Here is a 13,367-nt window from a genome sequence, read left to right as displayed (position 1 = left end):
GAAAATGAATTGATGGCTACCTTCACTTTCAGAGATGATGAAGCTAATTTTTTGTAGAAAAAATCCTGAGTTTTTATTCTCAGGATTTTCTTTCATCTCACTGTTGTGGTTGCTGTTGAACTTGTGGATTTTGTGGCGTTGGTTGTACTGGTTGTGTCGGTTGAACAGCCTGACCAGCTTGTCCTTGGTTAGGATCAGTTGCTGGGGCATTATGTGGTTGTTGACCAACCGTCGTACTTGCCTGTGTAGTTGAACTTTCAGCTGTTGTGCTTGGAGTTTCTACCGTTTGTGTTTGTTGTGTTACTGAATTATTCCATGTGTTCTTGGCACTATTTTGGAAGACGAATTCTCCATTTCGGAATAGGCCGTCTGGCATCGTCCAATCTCCAGGTTGGTCATCTTCTGATAGATACGATATCATTGAGCGATAAACCTTAGCAGCAACTAGGAAACTATCTCCAACAATTGGAGTTAAACGATTTGAGTAACCAGTCCATACAGCCATAGAATACTTACGAGTATAACCTACAAACGTTTCATCTGGAGCTACGTAGCCAGTGTTCTTGATATACTTTTCAATTTCGTCGTCAGTATAGTTAGAAGTACCTGTCTTACCTGCTTGTGGAAGCCATGGTAGGTAAGCACCCCGTCCGCTTCCGTAAGCTAAAACAGTTTTCATCATTTCGGTCATCATATAGGCAGTAGTTTCTTTCATAGCTCGTGTACCAGCATCAGAAAATTCTTTTTCACTACCATCACTAAAGACGATTTTATTGATATACATTGGTTTGTGGTAAATACCACCATTAGCAAAGGCGGCATAAGCAGCAGCCATTTTTTCACTACTTGCACCGTACTGTTTGTTGGATTCAGTTGTGTTACTTGAAATGGCGTTTGCATAATACATACTTGGATAGTCGATACCAAGACCATTAAGGAAGGTTTTAGCTCTATCTAGACCGACCTTATTCAAAGTCTCAACGGCTGTGACATTTCGTGATTGTTGAAGAGCATACTGGATTGTAATATTTCCAAAGTAGACATGATCCCAGTTGTAGAGTGGAGTATCAGTGCCAGGATAGTTATAAGGAACATCACGTACAATAGAAGCAGTAGAGTCATAGACTCCATATTCTAAAGCGGGAGCATAGTCAGTGATTGGTTTCATAGCAGAACCCCAGTCACGATTGGTCTCCACAGCCTGGTTGGTGCCGAATGAAACATTACTTGCTTGATGACGAGCACCAAGTTGTGCAATAACGTTACCATTAGATACATCTACAATAGTCGAAGCTACTTGCATGTCATCAGGATAAGTGACATATTGGTCGGTGTTATAAACATCCCAGAGTCGTTGTTGGACATCTTTGTCCACATTTGTATAGACATCCATACCTGTAGTAAGAAGGTTGTAGCCTGTTTCTTGTTCGACTTGGTCGATTACTTCTTTGAGGTAGTTGTCCATATAGGCTGGGTAACTATTGGCTGACTTCAAGCTTTGAAGACCGTCAGTGATAGGCGTATTAATAGCTTTTTCGTAATCTTCTGCACTGATATATTTCTGCCCCTTCATTTCTGAAAGTACCAAGTTACGACGCTCTAGAGCAGCTTCTGGATGAGAATAGGGATCGTATTGATTCGGAGCCTGTGGCATTCCTGCTAGTAGGGCAAGTTGAGGTAGTGATAGTTCTCGCAAATCTTTGCCGTAATAGTTTTGGGCAGCCGTCTGCATTCCATAGTTTCCGTTAGACATGTAAACTTTATTCACATAGTAGGTCAGAATTTCTTGTTTTGTTGCTTTTTGTTCTAATTGAACAGCCAACCAAGCTTCCTGGGCTTTACGTGAAATGGTCTGATCAGAAGTGGAAGTTGAGAAATAGGTCAACTTAATTAATTGTTGGGTAAGGGTAGATCCTCCCTGGAGGGAGTTGTTTTGTAAGTTACGTAAAAAGGCCCCTATAATTCGGATGGTATCGACACCGCGATGATCGAAAAAACGATGGTCTTCAATCGATACGATAGCCTTGACCAAATCAGTAGGAATTTCGTTGGCCTGAGCGTTTACTCGGCGTTCAGAGCCCAGATCGGCAATCAGTTCGTTTTTACTATCGAAAATCTTACTAGACGTGGTTGCGACTAATTTGCTCTCAGATAGGGCTGGGGCTTTGCTGACGTAATAGAGAAATATGCCTCCTCCCAGCATAACTGCTGTGATAAATAAAGTTAAGAAGCAGATACTCACATACTTAGCTATTCGCAGGATAGTTTGTTTGTTCATCTTGTTTTACCACCTAATAAATGTTCTTTGATAACATTGAGATAGGGAATTTGAGGGAAGGCACCAGCCTTGATTTCATATCCATATTCTCGAATATATCCAAGTGGCATTGATTTTTGTCCCTTATCTTGATGATAGAAGCGAATCAAATCGAATGCCGGCAATAAGTAGGTTTCTTGCAGAGAAGAAAAGTGAAGAAGGACAAAGCAGATTCCTTGTTGGGCAAGGACTTGTTCCATATGCTGAATCTGATGTGGATGGAAATTTTTCATCGGAATCGCACGTTTTTGTTTTGTTTCCTTGGCTTCAAAGTCGATGTAATATCCCTTATAAACGCCAGAATAGTCTGTCGTTGAAGCTTGTCGAAAATAGGCTTCAACAATCTTGGCACGACTTCGTTGTGGATAGTCCACTCGTACGATTTGAATAGGAGTCGGTTTCTTGTGTATGACTGCCAATCCCTGAGACAAATAGTAGTCGTTGGTAGCATTGATCATCTTTTCAAAAGACATTCCTCTATTTGCGAAATTTTTGGATTGAGAAAGAGAGGCTTGTCTTTTTTGGGATGAAATTTTATGAGGATAGTTGACCATAATTCTCCTTATTGGTACAATAACATCACTCTATTATACCATAATTTTACACAGAAAGGGTTAAAAATGACTACAGCTTTGGTTTTGGGATATTCTGCTTTTGATTTGGGTTTATTTTCTGACAAGGATTCTCGTCTGAAATTGATTAAAAAAGCGATACGTAAAGATTTAGAGGATATGGCAGCAGATGGGGTGTCTTGGCTTGTATTTACAGGGACTTTAGGCTTTGAATATTGGGTTTTAGAGGTTGCTCAGGAGATGAAAACCGAATATGGTTTTCAGTTGGCCACCATTTTTGCTTTTGAAACCCATGGGGAAAATTGGAATGAAGCCAATCAGCTGAAACTGAGCCGTTTTAAGCAGGTAGACTTTGTCAAATATGCTTATCCTCGCTATGAACACGCGGGGCAGCTAAGAGATTACCAGCAGTTTTTACTGGAAAATACGAATAGTTCTTATCTTTTTTATGATGAAGAAAATAAGACGAAACTAGCTTATTTTTACCAAAAGATGAAAAATCAAGAGGACTATTTTATAAAGAGATTAACATTTGATCAATTAAATGAACTTGCTGAAAATTTTTCCGAAAATTGAAGCTTTGACCTTGATTTTTGTTTGCCTTTTTTTATATAATAATACTAGCAAGCGAGAATGGAGAGAGACATGGCAAGTATTATTTTTTCAGCTAAAGATATTTTTGAACAAGAGTTTGGACGTGAAGTCCGAGGCTATAGTAAGGTAGAAGTTGATGAGTTTTTAGACGATGTCATCAAGGATTATGAAACCTATGCCGCCTTGGTCAAGTCACTTCGTCAGGAGATTGCGGATTTGAAGGAAGAATTAGCTCGTAAACCGCAAGTGAGCTCGGCTCCAAGTCCTAGTCACCCAGATCCAATTGATGTGGCTGCTTCATCTTCTATGACGAATTTTGATATTTTGAAACGCTTGAATCGTCTTGAAAAAGAAGTATTCGGTAAACAAATTTTAGACAATACTGATTTGTAATTCAGGTCTTGTTACATGCAATTTTTGGATAATCGCGTGAGGAGAATTGCTTCTCATGAGGAAAGTCCATGCTAGCACAGGCTGTGATGCCTGTAGTGTTTGTGCTAGGCGAAACCATAAGCCTAGGGACGAGAAATCGTTACGGCAGTTGAAATGGCTAAGTCCTTGGATAGGCCAGAGTAGGCTTGAAAGTGCCACAGTGACGGAGTCTTTCTGGAAACAGAGAGAGTGGAACGCGGTAAACCCCTCAAGCTAGCAACCCAAATTTTGGTCGGGGCATGGAGTACGCGGAAACGAACGTAGTATTCTGACTGCTATCAGCTAGAGCTGTTAGTGGTAGACAGATGATTATCGAAGGAAGTGGTCCTAGTCACTTCTGGAACAAAACATGGCTTATAGAAAATTGCATATAGGTTGGGGCTGAGAAATTTTCTCAACCTCATTTTTTAAAGTGGACATATAGAAAGGTCTTGCAAGACTGTAACATGAAAAAAGAATTTAATTTAATTGCAACTGTGGCAGCAGGACTTGAAGCTGTTGTAGGACGAGAAGTACGAGAGCTGGGCTACGATTGTCAGGTTGAAAATGGACGTGTTCGTTTTCAAGGAGACGTGAGAGCGATTATCGAAACCAACCTTTGGCTTCGGGCAGCAGATCGTATCAAAATTATCGTAGGAACCTTCCCAGCTAAGACTTTTGAAGAGTTGTTTCAGGGAGTTTTCGCTTTAGACTGGGAAAATTATTTACCACTTGGAGCTCGGTTCCCGATTTCAAAAGCAAAATGTGTTAAGTCCAAACTTCACAATGAGCCAAGTGTACAGGCTATTTCTAAGAAAGCTGTTGTCAAGAGATTGCAAAAACACTACGCCCGTCCAGAAGGTGTTCCTTTGATGGAGAATGGCCCAGAGTTTAAGATTGAGGTCTCTATTCTCAAAGATGTGGCAACTGTCATGATTGATACGACAGGGTCTAGCCTCTTTAAACGTGGTTATCGTACCGAAAAAGGGGGAGCCCCTATCAAGGAAAACATGGCGGCAGCTATTTTGCAACTTTCTAACTGGTATCCAGATAAGCCTTTGATTGATCCGACCTGTGGTTCAGGAACTTTTTGTATCGAGGCTGTCATGATTGCCAGAAAGATGGCGCCTGGTCTTCGTCGCTCTTTTGCATTTGAGGAATGGAATTGGGTCAGCGACCGCTTGATTCAAGAAGTGCGCACAGAGGCGGCTAAAAAAGTAGACCGTGAGCTGGAACTGGATATCATGGGCTGTGATATCGATGCGCGTATGGTGGAAATTGCTAAGGCCAATGCTCAGGCAGCTGGTGTTGCAGGAGACATTACTTTTAAGCAGATGCGCGTGCAGGATTTGCGTTCCGATAAAATCAATGGTGTGATTATCTCCAATCCGCCTTACGGGGAACGTTTATCAGATGATGCAGGGGTGACCAAGCTCTATGCTGAGATGGGTCAGGTATTTGCACCACTGAAAACTTGGAGCAAATTTATCCTGACTAGTGATGAAGCCTTTGAAAGTAAGTATGGTAGCCAAGCAGATAAGAAGCGTAAGTTATACAACGGAACCTTGAAAGTGGATCTGTATCAATATTTTGGTCAGCGTGTCAAACGTCAAGAGTTAAAATAGAAAGGGATACTCATGAGTAAGAAAAGACGGAATCGTCATAAAAAAGAAAACCAAGAATCGCGATTTGATTTTGATGAAGCAAAAGAGCTAACAGTTGGTCAAGCGATTCGTAAAAATGAAGAAGTGGAAGCAGGAGTCTTGCCTGAAGATTCTATCTTAGACAAGTATGTCAAGCAACATAAAGATGAAATCGAAGCAGATAAGTTTGCGACTCGTCAATACAAAAAAGAGGAGTTAGTCGAAAAAGAAGAAGCTGTTACCTCTACTCTTGATGACTTACTTCAAGAGATTCGTGAGGCAACAGAAGATGAGTCCTCAGTACCAGAAGATGACTTGAGTCAGTTCGATGATTTAGAATTCACACGCGATTCAGAAGTTCTCCCTGTTGAAGAATTTGAGACTGAAGAAGTACAATTGTTTGAAGGAGAAGAGGTTCCAATACTTTCTCGAGTTCCGGATAGTGAAGATGGAGAAAGTAAGAAGAAATGGTTGATTTACGGGATTCTGGTAACCTTAGCGGTTCTTATCCTTGGAACTGCTTATTATGTTTATCGTCAAGTGAATCGCTCAACACAGGAAATCCAAACTTCTCAATCATCGTCTAGCGAGCAGAATATTCAGCCGATTTTAGAAGATTTTAATAGCCAATACGATGCCTTTTATACAGATAGCAATAAAACGGCTTTGAAAAATAGCCAGTTTGATAAACTGAGTCAACTGAAGACCTTGCTTGATAAGCTGGAAGGTAGTCGTGAACATACCCTTGCCAAATCGAAGTATGATAGTCTAGCAACGCAAATCAAGGCCATTCAAGATGTCAATGCACAATTTGAAAAACCAGCTATTGTTGATGGTGTTTTGGATACCAATGCCAAAGTCAAATCGGATGCTAAATTTACGGATATTAAAACTGGCAATACTGAGATTGATAAAGTGCTAGATAAGGCTATTAGCCTTGGTAAGAGCCAGCAAACAAGTGTTTCTAGCTCAAGTTTAAGTCAAACTAGCAGTTCAAGTCAAGCAAGTTCAAATGCGACTAGTGAGACAAAACCAAGTAGTTCAAATACGGCATCAAATGAAACTAGAAGTTCTCGTAGTGAAGTCAATATGGGTCTCTCGAGTGCAGGAGTTGCTGTTCAAAGAAGTGCTAGTCGTGTTGCCTATAATCAGTCTGCTATTGATGATAGTAACAACTCTGCCTGGGATTTTGCAGATGGTGTCTTAGAACAAATTCTAGCGACTTCACGTTCACGTGGCTATATCACTGGTAACCAATACATCCTTGAACGTGTCAATATCGTTAATGGCAATGGTTATTACAACCTCTATAAGCCAGATGGAACCTATCTCTTTACCCTTAACTGTAAGACAGGATACTTTGTTGGAAATGGTTCTGGACATGCGGATGACTTGGACTTCTAAGTAGCCGTTACAAAATTCTTTCTTTTCAAAAGTAAAAATGATAAAATAAAACAAATTAAACAAGAGGAGTGTCAAATGACAAAAGCTAACTTTGGTGTCGTAGGTATGGCCGTAATGGGTCGTAACCTTGCCCTTAATATTGAATCTCGTGGTTACACAGTTGCTATCTACAACCGTAGTAAAGAAAAAACTGAAGATGTAATTGCTTGCCATCCTGAAAAGAACTTTGTACCAAGCTATGACGTTGAAAGTTTTGTAAACTCAATCGAAAAACCTCGTCGTATCATGCTCATGGTTCAAGCTGGACCTGGTACAGATGCTACTATCCAAGCCCTTCTTCCACACCTTGACAAGGGTGATATCTTGATCGACGGAGGAAACACTTTCTACAAAGATACAATCCGTCGTAATGAAGAATTGGCAAACTCAGGTATCAACTTTATCGGTACTGGGGTTTCTGGTGGTGAAAAAGGAGCTCTTGAAGGTCCTTCTATCATGCCTGGTGGACAAAAAGAAGCCTATGAATTGGTTGCGGATGTTCTCGAAGAAATCTCAGCTAAAGCACCAGAAGATGGTAAACCATGTGTGACTTACATCGGTCCTGATGGAGCTGGTCACTATGTAAAAATGGTTCACAACGGTATCGAGTATGGGGATATGCAATTAATCGCAGAAAGCTATGACTTGATGCAACACTTGCTTGGCCTTTCTGCAGAAGACATGGCTGAAATCTTTACTGAGTGGAACAAGGGCGAATTAGACAGCTACTTGATCGAAATCACAGCTGATATCTTGAGCCGTAAAGACGACGAAGGTCAAGATGGACCAATCGTAGACTACATCCTTGATGCTGCAGGTAACAAGGGAACTGGTAAATGGACTAGTCAATCATCACTTGACCTTGGTGTGCCATTGTCACTCATCACTGAGTCAGTATTTGCTCGTTACATTTCAACTTACAAAGAAGAACGTGTGCATGCTAGCAAGGTTCTTCCAAAACCAGCTGCCTTCAAATTTGAAGGAGACAAGGCTGAGTTGATTGAAAAGATCCGTCAAGCCCTTTACTTCTCAAAAATCATTTCATACGCACAAGGTTTTGCTCAATTGCGTGTAGCTTCTAAAGAAAACAACTGGAACTTGCCATTTGCAGACATCGCATCTATCTGGCGTGATGGCTGTATCATCCGTTCTCGTTTCTTGCAAAAGATTACAGATGCTTACAATCGTGATGCAGACCTTGCGAACCTTCTTTTGGATGAGTACTTCTTGGATGTTACTGCTAAGTACCAACAAGCAGTGCGTGATATCGTAGCTCTTGCTGTTCAAGCTGGTGTACCAGTACCAACATTCTCAGCAGCTATTACTTATTTTGATAGCTACCGTTCAGCTGACCTTCCAGCTAACTTGATCCAAGCGCAACGTGACTACTTTGGTGCCCACACTTACCAACGTAAAGACAAAGAAGGAACATTCCACTACTCTTGGTATGACGAAAAATAAGTAGGTCTGCCATGGGGAAACGGATTTTATTACTTGAGAAAGAACGAAATCTAGCTCATTTTTTAAGTTTGGAACTCCAAAAAGAGCAATACCGAGTTGATCAGGTTGAGGAGGGGCAAAAAGCCCTCTCCACGGCTCTTCAGACAGACTATGACTTGATTTTATTGAATGCTCGTCTGGGGGATATGACAGCACAGGATTTTGCAGAGAAGCTGAGTCGGACTAAGCCAGCTTCAGTGATAATGGTCTTGGACCATCGCGAAGAATTGCAAGATCAGATTGAGACAATCCAACGCTTTGCCGTTTCTTACATCTATAAGCCAGTTATTATTGAGAATCTGGTAGCTCGTATTTCAGCGATTTTCCGAGGTCGGGACTTTATAGACCAACACTGTAGTCAGATGAAGGTTCCAACGTCTTACCGCAATCTGCGTATGGATGTAGAGCATCATACTGTTTATCGTGGTGAGGAGATGATTGCTCTGACCCGTCGTGAGTATGACCTTTTAGCTACTCTTATGGGAAGCAAGAAAGTTCTGACTCGTGAGCAGTTGTTGGAAAGTGTCTGGAAGTATGAAAGTGCGACCGAAACAAATATCGTGGATGTCTATATCCGTTATCTACGTAGCAAGCTTGATGTAAAAGGTCAAAAAAGCTACATTAAAACCGTGCGTGGTGTCGGTTACACCATGCAAGAATAGAAAAGCAGTTGCAGTTTTTGTAACTGCTGCTTGAGCTCTATACTATCTGTAGTGGGAATTCCTGAATAACAGATAGTATGGGGCTTTTTTTGATGAGGCAAAAATGCAGGTCCCTAGACGGCTTGTAATGCTTCAAAGAGATGGTCAGAGAGAATGATTTCTTATTGACCATAGTTTATACTCAATGAAAATGAAAGAGCAAACTAGGAAGCTAGCTGCAGGTTGCTCAAAACACTAGTTTTGAGGTTGCAGATGGAAGCTGACGTGATTTGAAGATATTTTCGAAGAGTATTGGTATCTGATAAGCTTTACTTTCATAGTTCTCTACTTTTTGACACTCAAAAGAGATGAGTTAGCTGTAGGTGAAATCAATATATTCTTTATAAGTATTCAAAAAATGGAATTTATCATAGTTTTGAAGAAAAGAGGTATTTCATTTTTATTGAAACATTATAATATAATAAATGCTTTAAATCCTGGAATATTCTGAAAATAATGGAAAATTATAAATAATAATTAATATAATTGACAAATCTGCTTATATAAATTATAATGTTGAGTGTATGTGTATGTGTATGTGTATGTGTGTGTGTATGTGTATGTGTATGTGTATGTGTATGTGTATGTGTATGTGTATTACATGCTATTTTTTAGAAATCAAAAGGAGAAAATGTAATGTATTTTAATCGTAAAAATGCAGAGCAAAAGAACTGGAGAATGATCAAAAAAGGAAAGCATTTCCTATTCGGTTGTTCTCTTGTTTTTGCGGTCGGAGCTAGCTTAGCTACTCAAATGGTCCATGCAAACACGGCAGAGGAAACGACTGTAGAGAGTGGTTCAAAAGCTGAGGAGGCTAAGCCTGGGTACGGTGGAGAAGCAGGAACTTATGAGGCACCTGCTGTAGCAGAAAACAAGCCAGAAGTTGCTGGAACACCAGCAGTAGCTGCAAAACTTGATGGAGAAACTGCAAAAGAAGTTAAAGCTTTAGATAAAACTAAACTTGAAAACTACATTGCAGAAATCGAAGCAAAATTAGCTAACGGAACGTATGATAACAAAACAGAAGAGAGTGTTGCGGTATTAAAAGCTGACTTAGAAGCTGCAAAAGCTACATTAGCAAACGCAACAACTCAAGATGAAATCACAAAAGCTTACAATAAACTTGTAACTACAGCTAACACTAAATTAAAAAATAAACCTGTAGAGAAAAAAGAAACACCAGCAGTAGACACTACTAACGGAAAAGAAACTGTAGGTAAAAAAGCAGAAAATACTGAGAAAAAATCAGAATCTAACTCAATCGAAAACACAGGATCTAACGACCCACGTAACGGTAAAGCATTAGATAAAAATAATGCTTTTAGAGCGGAAGTTGCCTATTCAGAAGGTACAAATGCAGCCGCAAATGGTCATAGTGATGCCTATATCCTTAATGATGTTAATAGATACACGTCTACAGATGACGCTGTTAATGTAGTTTCTAGAGTTACAAATTATAAAGTTAAATATAATAAAGACAATAGTGGGAAGATTACTTCATTAGATTGGCTTGTCTTTTATAATGATCATGCAGAAAATCTAGCTAATACGTATAATACAGATGGAGGAGATGTATATCGAAATTTCATCCAAATTCCTGCAGAAGTTAATATGCCAACTAGCATTACACGTGCAAAATATAACTCTCCAATCAACCCTAAATTTATAAATGGAAAAGTTCAACGTATAAAACCTGATGGTTCAGCGTTGAGTAATTCTGTAACGTTTGAAAATCCAGCACCAGCTACAGCTGCTGGATTACCATTAGACAAAAAAGATACCTTTGCTCTGGCATCTGGTTGGGAAAGTACTCTCTATGGCCGTTCCATCGAAAAACTTGCCGGTCAGGAGGACAGATATTTCAAGAGTGCGTCGTCTGATTCTTCTCCGAGAACTAAACAGTTAGTATACGGTGCTGCCTTGAATGACAAACGTTTGATTGTGGATCGTTCGACTACGGGTGGTTCAGGGTATGATGGCTATGTATGGAGTTTTAGAACTGCAGTTCCTGAAACAACAACTAACGAACAGTTAAAAGATATGAAGGTTGTGTTTGGTATGATGCGTAGCGCCACTGCTGGTGCCAATGCAGGTTTCGCCAACATTGCAACTAACCCTGTGAAAATGTGGCAGTCTGATGTTTCCCCTGAACCAACAGCGAAAAATCAAACTGTAAAAGCTGGACAACAACCAGATGCGACAAAATCAATTGGAAACTTTGACACTCTTCCACAAGGAACAACAGTTAAGTACAAGGATACAGTTGATACAAAAACTCCAGGTGAAAAACCAGCAACAGTAGTTGTAACTTACCCGGATACATCTACAAAAGAAGTTCCTGTAAAAGTAATTGTTGAAAAAGAAGCAGTAGCACCAGCTAAGCCAGTTACTCCAAAACCAGAAGCACCAAAACCAAGCACGCCAGCGGCAGGTGCAGCGACTAACAAACCAGCAGCAGAGGCAGAGACTAGAGGTCCAGAAATTGTCAATGATTTGGCAGGCAAAGCAAGTACTCCAGCTGATGTGACAGTTAAAGCACCAGCAGGTTCAACTGTTAAGCTTTACAACACAGATGGTGTCGTAATCGGTGAAGCTGTAGCTAATGCCCAAGGTGTAGCAACTGTTCACCCTACAAACAGTCTTCCAGCAGGAGAGATTACAGCGACTTCAACACCAGTAGGTGGTAAAGAGTCAGCTAAGAGTGCACCGATTACGGTTACAGCCTCACCAGTGACTGTTAAGGATGGTGGCGTGACTGGTAATGATGATACTAGACTATTGGTAAGTAGGTCAGAAATTACAGTATATCCTGGTGATAAAATTGATGTTGATGTTGTAGCTCAAGCTACAGCTTTAGAGAAATTTTCGGTTGAGAAAAATGCGACAGCTATAAAAGGCGTATTGCCATCAGGGGGATACCTAGGATCTTCAAACGGAGCTACGATTAGACAACGTGATGCTAAATATAGTGGTACTGTTGCAATGGACCAGCCAGCAGGAAGTACAAGTGTTATTTTTCATGCGAAGAATCGAGATAAACCAACAACGATATACAGAGAACTTATAGTAAATGTTCTTGAGACTGCTAAGAAATATGAGCCAGTTGCAGGTACAAAACTAGATGTTTCGGATTCTAATAATCTTAGTGAAGATGACAAGAACAAGGTCATCGCCGCTGTTAAAGCTGCTAACCCAAGTCTTCCAGCAGATTCACAATACAGTGTAGATGAAAAGGGTAACCTTACTATCACTTATCCTGATGGATCAAAAGATAAGATTGCAGCAGCATATCTAATTAATCCAACAACCCCAGCAGCTCCAGCAGTAGCTCCAACAGTAGAAATTCCATACTCAAATAAAGCTACTAAAGAAGTTTATGTATATGGTGGAGAAGAAAATTCATTCGATATCAAATTCAAAGATGATAGTGGAAAAATTGCAAGTGCTACTGTAAACGGTGGAGGAAACCAACCATTTAAACCAGTTGCAGGTGAAGAAAATAAAATTAACGCTCAATATGGATATACAGCGAATAAAATTACTGCTGAGACACCAGCAACAGATACAAATCCAGCGGTGATTACTTATAGAGGTACTCCAGCAGCAACAGATGGTTTGAAACAAGAAACCTTAGATGCAGCAACTAAAGGAGAGAACCCACAAGGTATGGCTTTAGGATGGCGTTATGCTACTGCAACTGATGCTGATGGAGCATCTATCGAAAATAGAGCAGTAGGTTCTTCAAATGCAACTGATCCAGGTTCATTCCGCGTCATGCTTAAGCCACAAACTCAAAAATATGATATTACAATACCAGCAGAAACTGAAAAAGTAGTAGTAGCTAATCCATCTGCAGTAACAGATGCAGAATTTGCTAAAGTTAAAGAAAAACTTAAAATTGAGTTTTCTAAAACTAATAATGATGCAAACTTAGCAAAAGACCAAGGTAAAAATGTTGAGGATAAGGATGCTAAAATAAAAACTATCGAGAAGGTAGGAAATGATTTAGTAGTTACTTATAAAGATGGTTCTCAAGATAAGAAACCATTGTCAGAATTTGTAACTAAAGAAACTGCAGTAGTAGCTCCAACAGTTGAAGTTCCATACTCAAATGCTGCCAAACGTCAAATCTATGTTTACACAGGAGAAAACACAGATTTAACATTCACAGGTAAAGATGAAACGA

9 protein-coding genes and 1 other RNA gene are annotated in these 13,367 nt (G+C 40.1%); 8 read left to right on the top strand and 2 right to left on the bottom strand.

The annotated features are described in order from the left end of the window. Nucleotides 1-97: 97 nt before the first annotated feature. Nucleotides 98-2,278 (bottom strand): penicillin-binding protein PBP1A, encoded by a 2,181-nt coding sequence (pbp1a, locus tag HMPREF1048_RS05925; protein WP_001041859.1) that lies wholly within the window; start codon nucleotides 2,276-2,278, stop codon nucleotides 98-100. Next, nucleotides 2,275-2,871, bottom strand: coding sequence for a Holliday junction resolvase RecU (gene recU / locus HMPREF1048_RS05920; RefSeq protein ID WP_000248764.1), 597 nt, complete (start codon nucleotides 2,869-2,871; stop codon nucleotides 2,275-2,277). Before recU ends, pbp1a begins: the two co-directional genes overlap by 4 nt. Before the next feature lie 66 nt (nucleotides 2,872-2,937). Between recU and HMPREF1048_RS05915 the strand changes: the two genes are divergently transcribed. From HMPREF1048_RS05915 to HMPREF1048_RS13580, 8 genes are all read left to right on the top strand, one after another. Next, nucleotides 2,938-3,465 carry an SLOG family protein gene (locus HMPREF1048_RS05915; protein ID WP_000205369.1) on the top strand — a complete coding sequence of 176 codons (528 nt, stop codon included), beginning with the start codon at nucleotides 2,938-2,940 and terminating at the stop codon, nucleotides 3,463-3,465. Nucleotides 3,466-3,534: 69 nt separating this feature from the next. Further along, nucleotides 3,535-3,876, top strand: coding sequence for a cell division regulator GpsB (gene gpsB / locus HMPREF1048_RS05910; protein WP_000146530.1), 342 nt, complete (start codon nucleotides 3,535-3,537; stop codon nucleotides 3,874-3,876). Nucleotides 3,877-3,896: 20 nt separating this feature from the next. Further along, an RNA gene (rnpB, locus tag HMPREF1048_RS12625) (RNase P RNA component class B) lies at nucleotides 3,897-4,277 on the top strand. Nucleotides 4,278-4,361: 84 nt separating this feature from the next. Further along, the gene (locus tag HMPREF1048_RS05905; protein ID WP_000711406.1) at nucleotides 4,362-5,519 is read left to right on the top strand and encodes a THUMP domain-containing class I SAM-dependent RNA methyltransferase; all 1,158 of its coding nucleotides are present in this window, start codon (nucleotides 4,362-4,364) and stop codon (nucleotides 5,517-5,519) included. A 12-nt stretch (nucleotides 5,520-5,531) separates the two neighbouring features. After that, on the top strand, nucleotides 5,532-6,941 hold the full coding sequence (gene mapZ / locus HMPREF1048_RS05900; RefSeq protein ID WP_000039294.1) for a cell division site-positioning protein MapZ: 1,410 nt from the start codon (nucleotides 5,532-5,534) through the stop codon (nucleotides 6,939-6,941). 75 nt (nucleotides 6,942-7,016) lie between these two features. Beyond that, nucleotides 7,017-8,441 (top strand): NADP-dependent phosphogluconate dehydrogenase, encoded by a 1,425-nt coding sequence (gene gndA, locus HMPREF1048_RS05895; protein ID WP_000158778.1) that lies wholly within the window; start codon nucleotides 7,017-7,019, stop codon nucleotides 8,439-8,441. An 11-nt stretch (nucleotides 8,442-8,452) separates the two neighbouring features. Then, entirely contained in the window at nucleotides 8,453-9,142 is a 690-nt protein-coding gene (locus HMPREF1048_RS05890) for a response regulator transcription factor (RefSeq protein WP_000518034.1), read from the top strand. Nucleotides 9,143-9,817: 675 nt separating this feature from the next. Beyond that, nucleotides 9,818-13,367: Rib/alpha-like domain-containing protein (locus tag HMPREF1048_RS13580; protein WP_000273827.1), on the top strand; the 3,550-nt coding region annotated here is incomplete at its 3' end.

Origin of the sequence: Streptococcus mitis SK575 (assembly GCF_000257865.1) — a bacterium.
GTDB lineage: Bacteria > Bacillota > Bacilli > Lactobacillales > Streptococcaceae > Streptococcus > Streptococcus mitis_CQ.
This window is presented reverse-complemented; position numbering and strand designations above follow the sequence as displayed.